This window comes from Terriglobus albidus, assembly GCF_008000815.1.
In the GTDB taxonomy this organism is placed as follows: domain Bacteria; phylum Acidobacteriota; class Terriglobia; order Terriglobales; family Acidobacteriaceae; genus Terriglobus; species Terriglobus albidus_A.
Window position 1 is genome coordinate 1628397 of the sequence record NZ_CP042806.1, and the last position, 19842, is coordinate 1648238.

Consider the following 19842-nt stretch of genomic DNA (forward strand, 5'->3'; position numbering starts at 1 on the left):
TGCTCCCTCGCCAGATCGCGATACCGCACGAAAATGCCGATGAATACTATAAGTTCTACCATCGGGTACCACCTGAAGATGATCTAGGGACAGTCATTTTTTGTTCTAGTAATGCTGGAAGCAACAGTTCTCTCTTTGAGTGACTACCCTAGTGGAGTTCTCCCCAGGTCTAACGCCTCATCATCCAGCAAAGCTGGCCGGAGACGCCGAACGCTTCGAAATGACAAACCAAAAGGGGATGCCGTGACAGCGGTCCGTGGTGAACGCGTGAGCCGTCTTTGACAACGCGGGTTTTGCAGTCTGGCTTCAATTTCTCTGCTTGCGGGGCGAACGGGGCTATAGGAAGATGACTGTACTCTGGTTCACTTGCTTTGCTGAGGTTCCGCGCCATGAGACTGCCTTCGCGTTCTGTTCTGCTTGCTTCGGTTCTCTTTGCTTCCGTTCCACTGGTTGCTCAGACAGCGGCTACTTCGCATCGCAAGCCGACACTTCCGTTGCAGTTCGGTCCTGTCGTTAAGGACGCTCCGGTCTCCGCGATCCGGGTATTGGATTTCGAGCCGGCGGATGGGGTCGATGCGCCGAAGGTCCACGGGGAAGAGAAGCTCTTCCGGGACAGCGCGGGAAACACTCCATCGGAGATCAGTTACGACGGCGGCCCGGCAACGATTTACATCCTCGATCATGTAGCCAATCTTGAACTGACCTGGCAGGAAGGCGAGAAGGTTGCTCATCAGTATCCGTTGAAAGAGGCCCGGGTCGCGGAGAAGAAGACAGCCTCCTATGACGCCGACGCTCCGAAGATTGACGGCGTGCCGACGCACTATTCGCGTGGCCTGGACCGGAATAGTGAGATGGTGGATAGCTGGTATTCCGCTGAGCTGCAATTCGCGCTGGCTACGGTGATCAATACACCGGGCTGGGGCAAAACCAGCTTCCGCTTTACCCACATCAACCAGACAGAACCGGATGCGAAGCTGTTCCGTGCTCCGGAGGGGATGACGGTAGAAAAGGCCGGCACGCCGCCTCCTCAGCCGACTCTGCTTGCGGACAAGAAAGCAGAGGATGTATCGCCTGCGTCTGTTGCAGCGGCCGCTCAGCCTGCTTATCGCAGCGATCCTAAGTTTCAGAAGGCGTATACCGAGGCGCGTAAGCCAGGCACCGCTGAAGATCTGGTCGGGCGCTGGAAGAAGACTGTGAAGCTGTCAAACGGTGAGTGCATTGAGTGCCTCGACCATGTGATCGACATGCAGCGCGTCACGGGCGCTTACAAAGATATGCAGAACACCGCCGAGCAACTCGACAAGGTTGCTACGTCGCCTTCGGATAAGTTCCACGCCAAACTCACGATCGGCCAGGCGCTGCTGCAGAGCAACTACGGTGAACCGAAGAGGCGCGAGGCCGAGCAGGCAGAGGCCCAGATTCGCGCCGCCCTCGAGATTGTGCCGAATAACAAGGTCGGCATCTTTGAGCATGGGCGGGTGCTGGCTATGCTGGGCCGTGATGACGAAGCGAAATCTGCCTTCCAGAAATATGTTGACCTGACGAAGGATAGCGATCGTTTTCACCTGCGTGCTGTGCGCTTCGCCGAGACGCCGCACCTGGCTACGTTGCCCTCTGCTCCTCCGTTCAAGCTGGTAACCGCGCAGGGCGAGGAGATTGAGCTTGATGATATGCACGGTAAGGTCGTGTTACTCGACTTCTGGGCAACGTGGTGCGGACCGTGCAAGGCGACTCTGCCCACGCTTCAGCGGATTGCGAAGGATTTCAAAGATGAACCGCTGGTGGTGTTGAGTATCAGCTCCGACAGGGACGCTGCTGTCTGGAAGAAGTTTGTGCAGGAGCACAATATGGACTGGCCGCAGTATCGCGATGCCGACGGCACACTTGGCAACGCTTACAACGTCAAGGCCATTCCACACTACTTCACCATTGATTCGAATGGTGTCCTGCAGACGGAGATGATCGGTTCGGACGCCGATGTTCGCGGTAAGCTGAAGAAGCTGCTCAAGCAGGCGCACGAATCGCAGGAGCATACGCAGTCGGGGCAGGCTGGTGCGGAGTATTGAGATTATTCTCGGAAACCACATCCTGCGAGAAAGCTTTCAGGTACGGGTACTATTTTTCGTGTCCAGGAAATTCAGCAAAATAAAATTTGTTCCAAGAAAACATCCAACTTGAAGCGAAACCTGTCTATGAAGCAGGTCCTGGTGGAGATTCCTGTTTTCAGGGAAAGAGGCGTATGTCGAAAGTCTTCCGGCTTGTATTTTTCGTTCTCGTCGGTTTGTCCGGCCGTATTTCGGCGCAGCCTGTCAATCATGTCTATTACGCGAATCAGTACTGTACATCGCCAAATGTCTATGACCAATCCTGCATTGCCAATGCCATCTCAGCAGCAGGGAACAATTCGCATATTATCCTGGGGCCGTTCACCTATAACCTCTCGTCAGAGATTACGGTATCCAATCTGTCGAATGTGATACTGGAGGGTGCCGGTGCGATTTTGAAGAAGGATGGGGAGGCTTTTCGGTGTAATTCGTGCACTGGCGTGAAGATGTCGGGAATAAATTTTCAGACCGTCACCGTACCTACAGTTGTCACTCCATCGGCGCTTCCTACGGCCTCTCCCAATACGGTCGTTGTGATTGATCGATGGAATACCGGAAATGGCTATATTCCCAATGATGCGAATGACGGGGACCTTATACCTATACCTAGACCGGACCACCCAGATGATATTCCGGGCGGGACATGTGTATCGCACTGTTTATCAAAATTTCAGGCTCAGGTGAGATTTGATACTGGCGTTTTCTTTAATGGCGGTTCAGGGCTGGACATCTCGGGACTATCCGGTAGATGGTTTTATATCGGCCTATATGACATCAGCAACTCCATTGTTCATGACAATCAGGTGATGGGTGGAAAGAACTTTGAGGGTGGAATCTTTTGCTGGAAGTCTGTCAGTAGCGCGGATAAAGGGTGTCGCTACAATCTATTCACAGAAAATATTGTTTCGTACACATCGTTCTCCGGGATAGCTGTCGGAGGTGGCGATCACAATATCATCAGCAACAACAGCGTGCGTCATGGCGGCGAGTCGGGGATAAAGGTTGGCCAAAACGGAAACCAGATAACGACATACTCGACAATCGTCGGAAATTCAGTAAGGCAGATGCACTTCGACTGCTACGATATCAGTGGAACTTATCCACATACTGCTACCATTCAAATGAATACAGCCCTGGTTGGGAACGTCGCCGATGGTTGCGACTCAACTGCCTACTCTCTGGACGGAAAGAATATTTCGGTTAGCGGGAATATAGCTGTCAATGCAGGAGGAACTGGATTCAGTAGCGACTTGGTCGATAGCTCGCTCGTCGGAAACATTGCGTTTAACAATAATTCTCTCCAGAATCCCACCGGTAGTCATCAGATAGCTATTGGGGTCAGTGTGCCTTCCAATAATATGGCGATATCCGGAAACTATGCGGATACAAACGGGAATTCTGGATACCCGGCGTATTTCGCTAGCGGGCCAAACATCATATCGGGAAACTGGGCTAACAACGGGCAATTTTTCGATGCTTACAAACCAACAGCCAGTGCATTGGGGAATGCATTCAAGGGGAATTTTAGTAATGGCAATTTTCTGCGGGACTCATCTCCCGAGACTGGTGCAACTGCCAGTGGAACGCCTGCTTTACGGCCAAGCTTCTCAGGTACAAAAACTGTGGGAGCCTGCGTCTTTACCATCGTTTCCGGAATAATAACAAACATTACGGGCTGCTAAAGCCTGCAACATAAAGACCTTCATACCAGTGATCCAGAAAGTTTCAGGATTCATGAGGCCCACTTCGGGCGTGGAATCATGGAAGGTGTGGAGAAACGCATTTCCGTTCCTTCAGCAATGAGCGCTGTCTGGAGTTTGACAGCGTTCTAGAGCATTTTCCCTGTTGCTGGGTATCCCGGGAGGAGCGTGCAGCGGCGTTTTCATTGAGGAAAACGCCCATAGATGCACGAGCCTGCACTACGCCTACAGGAAAAATACTCTAGTCCCCGCTTGGGTAAGAGGTCCAGACGATGCGGTTTCTGCCTGTTTCTTTTGCGAGATACAGGGCGGTGTCTGCCTGATGCAATAATTCTTTGCTATCGAATGAGTGAAAGGGCCGTAGTGCGGCGGCGCCGAAGCTCATGGTCACATGTACGGCCTTGTCGTCCACCAGAACGACCGAGCTGGTGATCTGGCGATGAAGGTCGTCGAGTCTGCCTTGTGCCATGTCGATGGGGATGCCTGGCATTACTAGCAGGAACTCTTCTCCTCCATAGCGCCCCAGGTGGTCAGAGCTGCGGACGAGGCCGTCGAGTGTCTGCGCAACGGAGCGGAGAACTTCGTCGCCGGCAAGGTGACCGTAGGTGTCGTTGATCTGCTTGAAGTGATCGATGTCGATCAGCACAACAACCAGGTCCTGTTGTTTACTCCTCGCCTGCGAGATCTCAAGATCCAGAATCTCCAGAATGGCGTGGCGGTTGCGGAGTTTCGTCAGGCTGTCAGTGGTCGCCATCTGTTGCAGTGAGAGCTTTGCCTGCGTGAGCAGGCGTTTTTCTTCTTCGAGGGCATATGTTCTTTCGGCCACCATATTTTCCAGCTTTCTGCGCTGTATGAGCAGGCGATGAAGCCACAGGCGGATGATGCCTGCGATGAGGAGAAGGAGGGCAATGATCTCCGCGATCTGGACATCGAGACGTCGCCACCAGGGAGGGCGAACGGTGAAGCTGACGGTGGTAACCGGTGAGGACTTGTTCGTAAATGGGTCCTCTGCTTTGAGCTCAAAACTGTACGACCCGCCGGGAAGAGCGGTGAACTGTACCTTCTCTCCTTCCGCGGTCTGCCAGGTTTCGTCAAAGCCGATCAGGCGATAGAGAAGACGCTGGTGTGCGTGATCTTTGTAGGAGAGTGCGGCGAGATAGAAGGTAAGCGGACTCTTAGACCACGGGAGTGCGATGAGATCGTTGGCGGAGAGAGTCTTTTCACCGCGTTCGATGGCGACCACTTCGGCGGAGAGCATCGCCGGCTGGAAGAGCGATGCGGGGGCTACGACATGCGAGACGCCCTTGCTTGTACCGATCCATACGCTTCCGTCTCTATCTTCATAGAGACCCGCCTGCGATACATCCGGCCATACCAGACCATTGTCCTGACGGAGAAGGCTCCAGTGGCCATGGTCCAGAACGGCTACTCCCATATCGGTTCCCACCCATAACCAGCCGCGACGATCCATGAGGAGAGCAATGATATGCGCGTCGCGGAGATCGTCTGGCATGGAGATGCGGTTGGCCGTCAGGATCGAGTTCGCGGGAGATGCCTGCCACAGCCCTGGTGTCTCGCCGCCCAGCCACAGCGTTCCATCCGGTGAACATGCGATCTGGCTGAAGCGGGGAGGGTTTGAAGCGTTCTTCACCTCAGGTTTATCCCACGCACCATCGTGCATGCGAAGCGGGCCCAGGTCACTGAGGACCCAGATGGTGTGCGAGGGGCCTTCACACGCATTCGGTGTGGGTACATCCCGATCGCCGAGCAGATGGCGGGTCTCGATGACCGGTTCAGGCATGCCGGTAGTGTTGGAGGAGCGCAGAGCGTAAAGGCCCTGCATGGTGGTAAACCAGGTCTGCCCGGTTGTGTCATGCAGGATGTGAAAGACCAGCGCTGTTTTGGTGGCTTGCGTGATTTTGCCTCGAGCCTCGTCAAGACGAAGGATGCCCGTGCCACCCATGGTGCCGACCCAGAGATTGCCGGCATCTCCATCTGCAAGGCCGGCGATCTCTGCTTTGCCGAGCTCGTGTGGATCGACATCGGAGATCGTGTTGTCGTGTAGCCTCTGCAGGCCACTGTCGGTGCCGAGGTACATGCCTGCGTGACGGTCTGACAGGAAGGACCAGACTATTTCATTCTTGAGGCCTTGCGCGAAGGTCCAGTTTTCGAGGTATGGATATCCGAGCCACTGTCCAAGGCCAAGACCTCCGGTACCCATCCATACGTTCCCTTCGCGATCGACGAAGAGCGACGAGAGCGCTTCACCGGGGATGCCGTTGTTTCGGTTGAAGATCTGCCACTGCTGTCCATCCCAGCGGAGCAGGCTGGTGTCGCTCGATTGAAGGATGCGTCCGTTGGCGTCCTCTGCCAGTGAGAGGAAGAGATGCTCGCGCTCTTCGCTTGGAGTGCTGGGGCTTCGATCAACGGCGCCGCCGCCAGCGGCAGAGATCTCGACGGTGCGGTAGGCGGACCTGATCCAGATGCTTCCATGTCTGTCCTGCAGCATGGATTTCCAGGTGTCTTCAGGGACTCCGCGGGAGGCACTCCAGACAGTGATGTTGCCGGCAGACCACTGGCAGACAGCTTTGCCGCAGCCCATCCAGATGTTGCCCTTGCGGTCCGCGAAGAGAGAGTGAAGTCCACCGATGGACGATCGTTCCGCGGCAGCGATGGTTGCGAGCAGCGGCTTGCCGGTCCACTGATCCTTTCCGCTTTTTTGGAAGAGATACGGTTCCCGTTTGACCATGGCGAGTATGCGGCCGCCGGGAAGCTTTCCGAGGTTCTGCCCCTGCCATATGGAAAGGGGCTGGTTCGCATCCTTCAGCTCAACCAGGTACTGGCCCGAGAGGCGGAAGAGGTGCCCTGTTGTTCCTACCCAGATGTTGCCATCGTCATCCGCTTGCAGCGAGCTGACGTAGAACTGGCGGAGACCGTCTTCTGTTCCGAACCGTTGAAAATGAGAGCCGTCGAAGCGATAGACGCCATTTTCTGTGCCGATCCAGAGATAGCCTTTTGGGTCCTGCGTGACCGCGGTGATCGCAAGATTGGCGAGTCCGGTTTCGTTTGCGTAGAAGCGGACAGGGAATTGCTGCGATTGGATGTGGGGGACCAAAAGGAGGAGCCACGTGTATGCGATGAGAACGAGACCCAGAGCATTTCTCCTGTTGCTGGGTATCCCGGGAGATGCGTGCAGCGGCGTTTTCATTGAGGAAAACGCCCATAGATGCACAACCCCCGCACTACACCTACAGGAGAAATGCTCCATCACCCTACGCCGGATGTGCAACTCCGTGGTCATCCTCGATGGCATGAGGCAAGTAGCGTATCAAGAGGTTGGATACGAGCCAACATTAATACCTCTTCGGCTTCTGCAGGATGAGGTTTAGAGATAGAGCTGTCCCGTTTCGGGAGACAGGGGACTCGGTCGGCAGTGTGGTTCAGGCCGCAACGGAGGCGGTTGAGGTTTCGGCCTGTTCAGCCGGAATCAGGATCGAAAAGACAGTTCCGCGATGGTTTGGGGCTGTGGAGCTGCGAACCCGAATCTCCCACCCATTCTTCCTGATCAGTTCCTGCGTGACCCACAGTCCGAGGCCCGTGCCTGTCTCTCCTTTGGTCGTGACAAAGGGTTCGAATACGGATGGCAGCAACTGCGGATCGATGCCTGACCCTGTATCTGCAATGGTCATACTCAGGTATCGGCGGTTCGACAAATTTGGGCTGTGCCACAAACCGATTCGCAGCCTCAGCTTGCCTCCGGTGCGCATGGCATCCAGTGAATTGCCGATAAGATTAGCGATCACCTGGCGCAGCTCGCCTGGATTGGCGCAAATAGAAACTACCGGGGAGCGGGTTTCTTTGCTCACGTCGACACGCGCCGCGATCAAACGCGAATGATACAGCGTCAACATGGAGTCCAGCACGGCGCTGACATCGACCAGTACCGGCTTATTGGGTTCCCGATAATAGCGCAACGTGTGTTTGGCGATTTCGGTTACGCGTGCGAGCTCCTGCTCGGCTTGACCGAGGTAACGCTGCCCCGTCTCCGATGGGGTTTCCGAACGCAAGAGATAGAGCAAGTTGGTCACGGACTCCAACGGATTGTTGATCTCGTGAGCGATACTTGCGGCCAGGCGCCCGGTTACCGCCAGTTTCTCCGCGCGGCGAAGGGCGTCCTGGGCATGCACCATCTGCTCCATCTGGTCTCGCACCTGATACTGACGCTGCCGTCCACGCAGCGCGGCTTCAAGTGTGCTGAGCAGGGTTTCCGGCCGCAGGGGCCGCTCCAGTAGAAGTACATTGCCGAGCGGGGTCCGCAGTTTGCGTAGGCGCTCACTCTCGGTTGTAACGCGGCCTCCGGTCACCAGAAGAATGACCGGAAAGTCCGACCATGCCGGCTGATCCTTCAGCACAGATTCCAGATCATGGATGGAGTTTCCCTTCAGTGCTTCTTCGGCGACGATGGCGGCGCCGGCGCCTTTGCCGATGTTCTCGCGCAATTCGAAGACAGAGTTCACGACATGGCAGAGTCTGCCCAGTCTCTGCAGAAGAGTAGAGATCAACGACGCATCGCGTCCTGTAGGAGCCAGGACGAGGGTGCGTGTTTCGTAGGACGTTGTTTCATTCTCGGGGATCAGAAGAATCCTCCTGTAACTTCGAACCGGTGAACGTTGGGTTCCCGCCAAGAACTCCTTCGAACTCATGCAGCGGCGGGCCGACCCTGATTTCACCGTTGCCGAAGATCAGCTCACGAATGGTGCGTTCATGCGGCCCGCTCCGTTTCTTTACGACCGAGAGCGCCTGACGGATGGATCCGGCGCGCTCGAAATAACGAAACAGCAGAACCGTGTCGGCCAGATAACTTATGTCAATAGGAGTATTGGTGACGCCGATGAAGCCGTGTTGTGCGAGCGTGAGAAGCGTTGCGATACCCTGCTGTCCCAGATAGGCCAATAATTCGTGCAGTTGCATGGCGAGGAACTGTTCATGCGGCATGGCGTTCAGAAATCCGTTCATGCTGTCGATGACCACCATGCGAAGGTTTTGTTCATCCACCAGATTTCTGATTCGGGAGACAAGCTCTCCGGGGGAGAGCTCCACGGGATCGATCTGTTGAATCCCAAGCATGCCGCTCTCCAGCAGATCGGTGGGATCCATACCCAGGCCGTGTGCCCGCTCGATCAATGTCGCGAGCGTCTCATCGAAGGTAAATATAAGTGCTTTCTCGCCTCGCTGGGCGGCGGAGACTGCATATCGAAGCGCGATGGTCGATTTACCGCAGCCAGCCGGGCCGATGAGAAGCGTGCTGGTTCCCGTATCGATGCCTCCGCGAAAGAGGTCATCCAGCTCCTTCAGGCCGCTTGGAACATGCGTCCTCTTAAAGCCGGGTTTGTGTTCCGCGGCAACCAGGCGAGGGTAAATCTCGATCCCGCCGGTCTTGATGGTGTAGTCATGGTAGCCTTCGCGGAAATGGGAGCCGCGAAGCTTGTGGACCTCCATACGGCGTCTTTTGACGCCAAAATCCCGTTCCAGGCTTTGCATCTTGATGACGCCGTGCGCGATGCTCTGGAGCTGCAGATCGTCGACATTTCCTTCGGCGGTTCGATCGTCCAGCAGAAGGACAGTGCAGTTGCGGCCCGCAAAATATCGCTTCAGTGCGAGGATCTGGCGGCGGTATTTCAGTGGGTCGCGGGCGATCATGCGGAACTCTGAAAGCGAGTCAAAGACGACGCGTTGCGGCCTGATCTCCTCCACCTGCTTGAGGATGGCCGTCATGGTATCCGCTAGCTCGACATCCGATGGATAAAAGACGGTGTACTCCGCTTCCGGTCCAAGGTCTTCGTCGGAAGAGATCATCTCGTAGATGGTGATCGACCGCAGGGACCAACCATGGGAGGCCCCGACTTGTTCCAGCTCGCTCCTGGATTCCGACAAAGTGATGTACATCCCTCCTTCACCTCGTTCCACTCCTTCGAGCAGAAACTGTAATGCGAGTGTAGTTTTGCCGGTTCCTGGATCCCCCTCGACAAGATAAAGATGTCCTTTGGGCAGGCCACCGTTCAGAATGTCATCTAAGCCGTCGACACCCGTAGTGAGCCTGATTTCCTTGTTTGCAGAGTCGTTGCTTGAGGAAAGGAACTGCGGCTTCCCTGGCTTGGCGTTCACTGGAAGCGTTGCACTCATACCATCCCTCCTGGGGCGCTTAGATGTCATTTTTGCGGGAAAGTCTGCCAAAGGCATTTTGACTATTCAATTTGCGACTCACCCGGCTGACCATGATTCCGCTGTTCCGCAGGTGGCCGGGACGGGCTGGAGGGGCAGAAACGGAAGGGAGACCGCGCCAGCCGCTGGGTTTCCCACTGCCGCATGGACTCCAGAGACGCGAGCAGGACATCTCCAGCGCGGCGGAGCCGAGATGTGGCTCATGGTTGCGGCAACTGAAGCTGATGCAACGAACGTCTTACTCATGCTGATATTGTTGAGATTCCCGCGGCATTTCTACTGGATGCTCTCGCTGTGCTTGTCTGAGCTGGATGGCGCTCTTGAACTCCAGATGAAGCTGCCAGGTATGGCCAGCCCGGATGCCACTGCGTGACGAGATAGGTATCCGGCAACTGTTCTTGTCTTTTGAAGAGAGAAGAATCCGATGATCTTAAAACGCCTGAGGGGCGCAGTCGTTTTGGTGTTCTTCCTGTTTCCCCTTCTCGAAACGTATGGACAGCCCGGTATAGGAAAGCCAGGCGCGCTCGATACGGATCGGGACGGTTTAAGCGATCGAGAAGAAGGTGACTTACTGGAGAGGTATTCTCCGCTCTTTATGATCAGCCGTGACGACTGCTCCGATCGGCCTGCAAAGTTTCTCGAGGGCGCCCGAAGTCCTACTGTCGTGGAAGACGATGGAACGATCTATGGTCAGGTATTTCCTCGGAAGGGACAGCCTGACGAGGTGGAGCTGCACTACTACCATCTATGGCGTCGAGATTGCGGCGAGATGGGACATCGTCTCGATGCAGAACATGTATCGGTCCTGGTGAGAACTGGAGCGAGCATTGCAGATGCAAAGGCTCTGTACTGGTATGCCGCCGCGCACGAGGACACAATCTGCGACGCAAGCCACCTCGCTCGTGCGGCCACGCTACATGCGGAAGAGCATGGAGGCACGATCTGGATTTCGGAGGGAAAGCACGCTTCCTTTTTGTCGGAGGCCATGTGCACCCATGGGTGTGGCGGCGACCGATGTGCACGGATGAAACCGCTGAAGGCCAAACAGATTATCAACGTGGGCGAGGCGGATACCCCCATGAACGGTATGGTCTGGCTTAACTCCATCGAATGGCCGCTGAGCGGCAAACTAAGTCGAAGCGACTTTCCGGAGATGCGCGTGGCGAGAGTCGAGCGATTGCCGGAGACAGATATCGTCTGGGCGAATCCTGCGAAACGTCCCGCGCAGGCCACCATCCTTGGTGCGAATGCGGGGATTAGCGGAGCGGCGACGGGCATAAGGGCTACAGATACAGCTCTGGATGTTGCGAACAGCAGCACGTCTTCCGCGCTGGATACAACCACTGGCAAGACCGGGAAGGCCCTGAAGGGTTCTTCCAGGAATGTCTGGAAAGCTGTGAAGAAGAGTGTTCAGAAGACGGGCGAAGTTCTCAATGGGAAGCGGGAATGAAGAGCAAGTCGTCAGAGATACAACGCTGACAAACAAAAGTCGCTTTGTCACTCGCGGCGCAGAGCGTCGACGGGGTCAAGGCGGGCGGCGCGGAAGGCAGGCAGGAGGCTGGCGGAGAATGCCACTGCTGCCAGAACTGTGATGGCGAAGGCGGTGGTCGCCGGGCTTGAGAGCGTGGATGGGATCGGCCTTGGCCGGGTGCCCCAGGTACGCGGAGCTTACCTGGGAGTATCGCGCGTGAGCTCGATCCGTATCGCTGTGAGTAACCCGAAATTGAAGAAAAGCGTCTCGTTTGGTTCGCATCCATCCGCTGGGATGGATGGGGCACCCAGTGTGGGTTAGTTGAGTGGCAGGTGCACCCCGGGAACTACTTGTTTCACGGTCGAGATATTTAAGCCGACGAGAGAATCCTTCGCAGCGATTGCGTCTACGTTGACCAGAGGGATAGCCAGCGACAGTTTTGCATTGAGTGCAGCGAGGAACTGGTTGGCGAGAAGGGCATATCCGGTGTTGGTGGGGTGGATGCCGTCCAGACCGAAGAGGCCGCCGAGAAATGCCGTGGTTGCGGTTTTGCCATTGACCGTCACGCCTGCCTGCATGGACGCGAAGTAGGCATGCATGTCGACGACAGTTGCTCCTACGGCCTGCGCCTGCTGTTGAATGACCTGGTTGTAGCTGTTGACGATGGCTTGCACTGCTGTAACTTCAGATGCGGTGAGAACGTAGTTGTCGGCCAGCTTGGTCAGTTTCCCGCCGGTAGCCGAGGCCTGCAGCGCCTGCACTCCGTCGAGGCTCACCAGGTCTCCATTCTGGATACCGAGGATCGCAGCCACAGTGGAGGCAGGGAGGCTGGTGAGCGCAGAGACCTGCGCGATGACAGTATTGGCTGGCACCATGTAGGGAACGGCGGTGACATCGGGAATGTTGGCGACGATCAGGTTGGCGGACGTCTTCGACTTCAAAGTAGTCATCAATTGGGTGAAGTCGGTGGTGAAGCTCGCGAGCGATGTCATGACGGAAGGCGTTCCCTCTTCATCGGCGACGAGAGCGTCGTTATTGCCCGCCCATACAATCACGGTGCTTGGCTTGAGCGTGATAGCTTCATCGAGCTGCGACTTCGTGTTGCCCGCGGGGAAAGCTAGAACGAGATTGGTCATCAACTGCTGGCCTGTTGTGGCGACGGCCGATGGCGTGGTGTTGAGGATGTCATGGAGCAGATGGCCGGGAACGGCGAGATCATTTGGCTGCTCAGTGGGATTATCGCGGCCGGTGGTGGTTCCCGGAGCCGTGACGATGACAGGTGGCGAGCCGGCCTTGACGAGCTGCAGCACCGCAGGCGCTCCAGGAGGCGCGATCAGCGGCAGCGTGAGCGAGAAGTTTGCCTGAGTAGCGAGGAGTGCGGCGTAGCCATTCTTCTGCTGGCTGTCGAGGAGTGAGCCGTTCTGATAGCCGGCGGTGAGGGAGTCACCAAGGAAGACGACACTTGCAAAGGGCTTGCTGGTGGAAGAATCGCTCCCATCCGAACCACAACCATTGATTAGAACCGTCGACAGAAAGAGCAGCGAGGCAGAGATGCCGCGCCAAGAGGTCCTGAGCGGGGACACAGGCGTTCTCCAGAGTTGATGTGTTGTATCTGTTTCAGTGCAAGTATAGCGAAGACACGGTCTTTGACCGTACGCATGGAAGCGGCGTCAGAGGCTTGTTCGAGGAAGTAGTGCTATCGATGGAACAGCCCGCTGAGAGCCTTCCCTAAAGGATTGGACTGCAGGTTCTGTTGCTGTTGCTGTGTGCTTCCGCGAACCAGCTTGCTCATGTCGGGTGTGAAGGTCGGGCTGGCGGTTGTGCCACTGATGGTTACTGGAATTCCGTTTGCCGTGGCCTGACTGACTGTCGATCCGAAGACACCGGGCAGCAGACTGGCGGCTTGCGTTGCAAGTCCGCCGATGCCGGTGGAGTCGAGCTTGATCAGCAGGCGGTAGTTGAGCGCATTATTGGCGCTGATGGAGCCGCTGCCGGAGGCTGAGCCTAATCCAGCGACGATCGCTGCGAGGTTATTCGTCTGGACACCTTCGGTGCTGTAGCGCAGGTTGGTGCTCAGAGCCTGGATGGTGGTGTTCGAGCCGGTCTTTGCTCCGGTGAGGGCCTGAATGCTGGCGAGCTTCTGTCCGAGATCGAAACCCGCGAGCTGCGTATTCGCAATACGAATGGGCCCGCTGATGACGGGAGCCGTTGTCGGTCCGGCGACATCGAGCGAGAGAGTGAGAGTGCCGCCTTGCAGCCGTGAACCGGAGGGTAATTGCACGCCAAGCGAGGGCAGGAAGGCAACCAGATCATCGATAGGCATATTCTTCCCATCGACATTGATCTGTGTCGTAGTGGTGTTGCCGCGGGTTGTATAGGTTCCTGCGAGGGCAAGCGCGGCTTTGCTCACCTGCATGGTAGCGCTGTTGATCTTGCCGGAAAGTGATTGAAGATCCTGATTGACGTTGAACTGCAGATCGACTGGCTGTGAGGAAGGCGTGCCGTTCTTCGCCAGCTTCAGTTGAGCGAGATGAAGCTTGCCATCTGCCTGTGCTGTCTGGCCATTCGAGGTGACCTTGGTATCGAGATCGGCGATGCCGGAGATTCCCTGGCTGGGTTGGACGAGTCCGGCTGAGACCAGGTCGGCATGTTTTAGTCCGACCTGTGCGGTGAGCGGCGTCAGTGAAGCGTCATGCTGATTGATCGGGCCGGCGTTGCCGGTGATCGCGATGCTTCCACCTTCGGGCAGTTTGCCGCTTACGGTGAAGGGGAATGCATTGGTGAACGAGAAGTTCTGCACGCTGACGTTGAGGTCGCTGTAGATGTGCGGCTGGCCCTGTTGCGGCAGCGTTCCCATGGTGACGCTGCCGTCCTTGATATCGATCTTGCCTACGGTCAGGTTAGGAATGAGGTCGTTGGTCTCCGCCGTGGGGGCTTTACGCTTGCCTTCACTGCCGATGCTGGAGTAGTTCCAGGTACCGTTCTCGGCGCGTATCAGGGCAATCTTCGGTTGATCGATGGTGAAGCCGTTGATGTGGATCTGGCGATGCAGTAGCAGCGGAAGTACCTCAACACCGATGTGAACGCTCTTCGCGGTAAGAAAGGGCTGATTGCTGAACGCGGGGTCGTCGGCGATGGCAGGCGACTCAGCATTCAGGCTTCCGGAGAAGAGTGAGAAGTCGAGGTGTCCTAACTGCACGGGACGTCCGAGGGAATCCGAGAGCGCTTTTTCGATGCGTCCGCGGTAAGTGTCTGCATCGAGAAGGTGGCCGACGGCGAAGAATCCGATGAGCACCAGAAGTACGATGCCCGCGATGATGGCCCAACTCCGTTTGATCTGTACCATGCTCTCCCCCGGCGCCTGAAGTTCCTCTTTAGTAGATGCTTGTTTAGGGATTTCTACCAGTGTGGGAGAGTGAATAAAAGAAGCAGATTTCTCCGCTCCCTTCGGTCACTGCGAAATGACAAGAAGCAGGTCCTTCACTCCGTGAAGGATGACAACATAAAAAGCCCCTCCGATGTGGAGGGGCTTTGGTTTGAGGTGTGCTTCACGTGTTTAGTCGTCGTCATCGTCCTTCTTCTGGCCGTGCGGATGCAACACCATCTGCGGGACCGGTTTGTCTCCCATGGAGTCACGCCAGAGGATGATATTCAGCAGACGGGCGTCGGCGCGGTCTTCATGAGTGAAGTCCATTTTGGAGGACTGCTTCGCTCCCGGAGCCTTTGGCGTATTGGCCTGGTAGATAAGTTTGTTGTCGCGATTGGTGTAGTCGGCGGTGAAGGCCGGCTGATCGCCCTTGCCTGCGAAGATGGGCGAGATGAGCGGAGCGAAGGCGTCGTTGTTGTTCATCGGCGGAACGCCGAGAAGGTCTTCCATGGTGTGCAGGACAGAGACCGTGGTGTAGAAGCTGTGGTCGATGAAGGCCTCTGCGTTACGCGGAGAGTACTTGCTGACAACCAGTGAGATCGACCGGTGACCGTCAACGTGGTCGGCGCCGTCCTGCGCGTCGTCTTCAAGGATGAAGAAGGCGGTGTCGTCCCAGTAGGGCGAGTGTGACAAAGCTTCCACGGCACGGCCGACAGCGAGATCGTTATCGGCGACGGAGGAGCGAGGTGTGGGCGAGCCGATGGTAGTGCCGGCGGTGTGATCATTGCCCAGGCGCAGCATCACGAACTGCGGCATGTTGTCCTTCCCTGCCTTGCGCTCGGTGACCCATTTGTCGAAATGGGTAATGAACTCGCTGACGCGGAGCTGGTCTGGGAACTTGAGATTGAAGTCCGGGTAGGCGGTATCGAAGTGGCCTTCGAGCTCAGGCTTGGTGGCAGTGTTCTTGTAGGTGAGCGGGATGTGCCACTGGTACTCGCTCGCGCCGCCGCCGTAGTTGGCAGGAATCTCCTGGCCGGGGAGGATGGAAGCTTTTCCGGCGCAGCGCTGAGGCGCGGGTTCGGGTGTGCCGTTCAGCGGAGAACGGTCTTTCGGCGCCTCGCCGGAGTCGTCACAGAACTTGGTAGCGACGAATTCACCGAAGTGGTAGAGAGACTTGCCGTGTTTGGCGAGGTTCGTCCATAGGTAGCCGCTCTGCGGCTCGTCGATATCGGAGATGCCTTCGAGCAAGGGATAGCCTTCCGCGACGACGCCTTCGTAATCATACGTGCGCTCTTTGCCGCGATAGCTCTGCTGCCAGTTCTTCTCGTTGTAGTCGGAGGTGATGGCGGCGGTGGACCATACGTGTCCATCGCCGGAGACCTCTCCGGAGTCGTAGAAGTTATCCAGGAGACCGAACTGCAGTGCGAGTTTGTGCAGGTTTGGCGTGATGTCTTTGCCATACATCGTCAGAGAGGGATCGCCGTCACCGACGCCGAGATCGCCGAGAATCTGATCGTAGGTGCGGTTCTCTTTGATGATGTAGATCACATGCTTGATCGGATTGTGTCCATCGGCGAATACGTGTTGCTGCTCGGCGTTCATGCGGTTAGAAAGAACGACAGCGCGTGAGAGCTCGTCCAGTTTGGGAAGAGCAGAGGTCAGATCGATGGAGGCTAGTGAGCCATGTAGCAGCGTGGCGATGTAAGCGTGCGCCCGCGTCTTGAACTTTGCGGGCATCTGGCTGGGATCAGCTGCCATGAGCGGCTTGGGAGCATTGGGTCCGGTGCCTTTGCCTTTACCGGTGGCGGCGTAGAGTTTGTTGCCCTGCACGGCGACTGCAGTGGGGAACCATTCCGTGGGGAGAAAGCCTGCAGCGTGGATAGGCGTAGCGGCAGCGAGTTTCTGCGCCGTATCGAAGACCGCTACCGCGTTGGAGCCAGAGTTGGCAACGAAGAGCCGGCTGCCGTCGGTGCTGAGAGCAAGGGCTGTAGGGATAGCGCCAAAATAGCTCTGTCCTGGCAGGCGTGTGTCGAGGGTGCCGTTCAGCTTCGGCTTCCCGCTTGTGAGTGAGACAGCAGCTATCGCATCGCGATTCGCGAGGGCGACGTAGAGAGTCTGTCCATCTTTCGAGAAGACCAGAGCACAGGGATGCGAGCTGGGGCCGGTGGCCGGGTCGGGCGGAAGCAGCGGAAGTGTGGAGACGACCTTGCCGGACTTCAGATCGAGCTGGGCCAGTGCGGAGCCGTTCCAGAGAGCAACATAGGCGAAGCGCTGGGCTGCGTCGACAGCAATCGCAATCGGGTAGTTCGCTGGGACGATCGGCTTGGTGGCGAGGTCGAAGCGGCGAAGGATCTTGCCGCTGGCGGCATCGAGCTGCAGCACGTCGTCGGAGAAGTTATTGGCGACCAGAAGTTGTTCTGCGCCATTGGTTGCTTTCAACAGGGCCAGTCCGGTGGGAACTGGGATGGCTTTGCCCATGGGGATGGGGTTGCCGATCTCGTTCTGCGAGCGGCCTGGAGCAAGCTGTTGCAGCGGGATAGGGATCAAACGATCCGCGGCGATGGAGCCGTCGTGGAAGCTGTAGACGGCGATGGCGTTGCCGGTCTTAACGAGGCCGTCTTTGCCAGGCTCGCCGCCTTCGGGGGCAGAGAGAGAGTCGAGCGAAGCGTAAAGGTGCTGTCCGTCAGCAGAGAAGAGCAGGCCGGAGAAGAGTGTCTGTGCGGACGAGAGTGTCGTGCGCGACTCAGGAAAGTCTTTGACTGTGCCGGTCTGTGTGTCGAGCACGGCGATGGACTGCTGGTAGTTCGACTCGGCAGTTCCGTAGCCGGCGTTCACCACGGCGAGATAGCGATGATCGGGTGACCAGGCCATCGCCAGTGGAAGGCTGTTGATGCGCTGCGGGTCGCCGGGAATGCCGGGGAGCAGCTGTTTGCTGCTGGGCAGATTAATCGGCGACTGGGCAAAGACCGGGGCAGCAGCCAATAGCGCAACGAGGGAGAGACGCGTTACAGAGGTCATAGGGATCGTTAGAAGAGTAACAATCCTGTATTGCAGCGGTCGTGCGATTTATCTGATTTTTATTGATTGGTCAGGGATGATTCGTGAGGACGGTTTTGCCGCCTTCGGATTTGAGCTCGTACACGCCGCCGAAGGGCCGCAGGTCAGTGAGGCGGCGTTGCGGCTCGTAGGTCATCAGAAAGACGCGGTCGTGACTTGCCCAGGCCTGGTGCAGGGAGTCTTCGGTTTCAAAGACTCTGGCGGCGTCAGGCCAGAAGCTGCCGTACCAGGGGCCATTGACGCGTCCGTTGACCAGGTGCAGGGGCTGGCGGGTGTAGAAGGCGATTGAGGACCCGGAGGTCAACTCGCCGTCGAGCATGATCTGATCGCCGGGTTGGAAGACGGAGTTGATCGCGTCGGCCAGGCCCTTCGAGCCGAGGATGGGATAGAAGCGCGCCAGGCCTTCATGCATGCCCCAGAGATTGCCCATCATGGCGATGGCGAGAGTGACGTTGGCCGCATAGCACTTGCCTTTGCGCCGTAGCAGCCATGCTGTCAGGCCGGCGGCGTACATGGATACGGCGACAAGGATCAGCGGAAAGCGGAAGAAGCCCATCGCCTTGCCGGTGAGGTCGTAGAGATGGCCGAGCGCGAGGGTATAGCGCTCGGGATTGGTCGTCAGCAGATCTGAGATATCGACGCCCGCCGGCGGCGTAGGTGCGGTGATCGCAAACCAGGTGCAGACCACTGCCGCGAGTGTGGTGATAGGCAGAAGCAGCCAGCGCGTCCAGAAGTAGCCTGCATGGCGTGACCCCGGGTGCAGTGGATCTTCGGCGCGCTCCAGTTGTCCGCCTGCGAGAATCGCGAGAGCGGGCAATGCGGGAAGGGCGTAGTACTCCTGCCGGCTGCCGAGCGAGAAGAAGCCGATGACGGTGAAAGCCCACAGGAAGAGGGTCAGCGGGGCCTCGGAGGCGCGTGCCTTCATGCCCTGGGTGCGCAACGTGGCGACGCCCCATCGGATCGCGCGCGGAAGAAAGACGGCCCAGGGTAGAAGCCATGCCAGGATCATGCCCCAGAAGAGTAGGAGGGGCACCTGGCCGTAGTCATGCGGGATGCGCTTGCCGAGGAAGCGCATGAAGTGCTCATTGATGACGTAGAACCAGAACCAGCCGCGGGCATTGGCGTCAATCGCTGGGTTCCGTATGGCCGCAAGCACATGCCAGGGAAGCGCGATGAGCAGGAAGAGCGCCGTCGATGCGACGAGATGCAAGCGGAGCATGGCGCGGATCTGGCGGGTCAACAGAAGGAAGATGAGAGCGAAGCCGACCGGAAAGACGAGACCGATAAAGCCCTTGGTAAGGACATTGAGCGCGGTCACGGCGGCGAAGCCAAGCATCGGTTTCAGCGCGGACTCGTGTGTTCGTACGCGATCGAGGGCGATGAGCAGAAGGTGGATGGAGACGGTCATCCACAGCGCCAGCGGCACATCGGGAATGTAAAAGCGGGTGAAGAGATAGGGGCCGATGGAGGTGGCGATGGCCAGGCCGGAGTAGAAGCCTCCACGTTCGCCAAAGAACCGTCTACCGAGCGAGTAAACGGAGAAGATAAGCCCAAGGACGAGCAGAGTAAGCGGAAGCCGGCCTGCCCAGTCGTGCGGCCCGAAGATCTTCATGCTGCCGGCGGCGAGCCAGTACATCAACGGAGGCTTGTCGAAGAAGCGGATGCCGTCGACATAGGGCGTGACGTAGTCGTGGCGGACAAGCATCTCGCGCGCCACCTCGAGATAGACCGAGTCGACATCGTCGAGCAGACCGGGGGTAAAGATGCCACCAAGCTGCAGCACTCCCCAGATGATCAGGAGAATGACGATGGATCTGCGGCGTGCTGGTGCGGGCGAGGCGGTGGGGTCCGTCACGGCGGATGAGGTCGGCAGGCTCACGAGGTTCTTCTATCCATCGTGCTGGTTTTTCTATGGTTACG

The 19842-nt window shown here is 57.4% G+C and carries 10 protein-coding genes; 3 read left to right on the forward strand and 7 right to left on the reverse strand.

What is annotated here, in order from left to right; translation table 11 throughout:
* Positions 1 to 389 precede the first annotated feature (389 nt).
* Complete coding sequence (locus FTW19_RS06525; protein WP_147646869.1) at positions 390 to 2066, forward strand: TlpA disulfide reductase family protein; 1677 nt, start codon at positions 390 to 392, stop codon at positions 2064 to 2066.
* Between the two features lie 173 nt (positions 2067 to 2239).
* Positions 2240 to 3787 (forward strand): right-handed parallel beta-helix repeat-containing protein, encoded by a 1548-nt coding sequence (locus tag FTW19_RS06530; protein ID WP_147646870.1) that lies wholly within the window; start codon positions 2240 to 2242, stop codon positions 3785 to 3787.
* A gap of 259 nt (positions 3788 to 4046) precedes the next feature.
* On the opposite strand, the gene FTW19_RS06535 is transcribed toward FTW19_RS06530, so the two are convergent.
* From FTW19_RS06535 to FTW19_RS06545, 3 genes are all read right to left on the reverse strand, one after another.
* Positions 4047 to 6920 carry a ligand-binding sensor domain-containing diguanylate cyclase gene (locus FTW19_RS06535; protein ID WP_187143335.1) on the reverse strand — a complete coding sequence of 958 codons (2874 nt, stop codon included), beginning with the start codon at positions 6918 to 6920 and terminating at the stop codon, positions 4047 to 4049.
* Between the two features lie 325 nt (positions 6921 to 7245).
* Entirely contained in the window at positions 7246 to 8367 is a 1122-nt protein-coding gene (locus FTW19_RS06540) for a sensor histidine kinase (RefSeq protein WP_246153613.1), read from the reverse strand.
* A gap of 58 nt (positions 8368 to 8425) precedes the next feature.
* Positions 8426 to 9988: an ATPase domain-containing protein gene (locus tag FTW19_RS06545; RefSeq protein ID WP_147646873.1), complete on the reverse strand. Its 1563-nt coding sequence runs from the start codon at positions 9986 to 9988 to the stop codon at positions 8426 to 8428.
* 634 nt (positions 9989 to 10622) lie between these two features.
* On the opposite strand from FTW19_RS06545, the gene FTW19_RS06550 reads away from it, so the two are divergent.
* Positions 10623 to 11477 (forward strand): hypothetical protein, encoded by an 855-nt coding sequence (locus tag FTW19_RS06550; RefSeq protein ID WP_147646874.1) that lies wholly within the window; start codon positions 10623 to 10625, stop codon positions 11475 to 11477.
* A gap of 338 nt (positions 11478 to 11815) precedes the next feature.
* Here FTW19_RS06550 and FTW19_RS06555 read toward each other — a convergent pair whose 3' ends face one another.
* From FTW19_RS06555 to FTW19_RS06570, 4 genes are all read right to left on the reverse strand, one after another.
* Positions 11816 to 13081, reverse strand: a complete 1266-nt coding sequence (locus tag FTW19_RS06555; RefSeq protein ID WP_147646875.1) for an SGNH/GDSL hydrolase family protein — start codon at positions 13079 to 13081, stop codon at positions 11816 to 11818.
* A 113-nt stretch (positions 13082 to 13194) separates the two neighbouring features.
* Complete coding sequence (locus tag FTW19_RS06560) at positions 13195 to 14844, reverse strand: AsmA family protein (protein WP_147646876.1); 1650 nt, start codon at positions 14842 to 14844, stop codon at positions 13195 to 13197.
* A 210-nt stretch (positions 14845 to 15054) separates the two neighbouring features.
* Positions 15055 to 17883: a bifunctional YncE family protein/alkaline phosphatase family protein gene (locus FTW19_RS06565; RefSeq protein WP_147646877.1), complete on the reverse strand. Its 2829-nt coding sequence runs from the start codon at positions 17881 to 17883 to the stop codon at positions 15055 to 15057.
* Between the two features lie 70 nt (positions 17884 to 17953).
* A complete protein-coding gene (locus FTW19_RS06570) occupies positions 17954 to 19801 on the reverse strand; it encodes an ArnT family glycosyltransferase (RefSeq protein ID WP_246153614.1) in 1848 nt (615 codons plus the stop codon).
* Positions 19802 to 19842: the final 41 nt, after the last annotated feature.

Coding starts and splice junctions, on each gene's coding strand:
- FTW19_RS06550 (WP_147646874.1), top strand. CDS start 10,623: ATGATCAGCCGTGACGACTGCTCCGATCGGCCTGCAAAGTTTCTCGAG.
- FTW19_RS06565 (WP_147646877.1), bottom strand. CDS start 17,883: ATGACCTCTGTAACGCGTCTCTCCCTCGTTGCGCTATTGGCTGCTGCC.
- FTW19_RS06525 (WP_147646869.1), top strand. CDS start 390: ATGAGACTGCCTTCGCGTTCTGTTCTGCTTGCTTCGGTTCTCTTTGCT.
- FTW19_RS06545 (WP_147646873.1), bottom strand. CDS start 9,988: ATGAGTGCAACGCTTCCAGTGAACGCCAAGCCAGGGAAGCCGCAGTTC.
- FTW19_RS06530 (WP_147646870.1), top strand. CDS start 2,240: ATGTCGAAAGTCTTCCGGCTTGTATTTTTCGTTCTCGTCGGTTTGTCC.
- FTW19_RS06560 (WP_147646876.1), bottom strand. CDS start 14,844: ATGGTACAGATCAAACGGAGTTGGGCCATCATCGCGGGCATCGTACTT.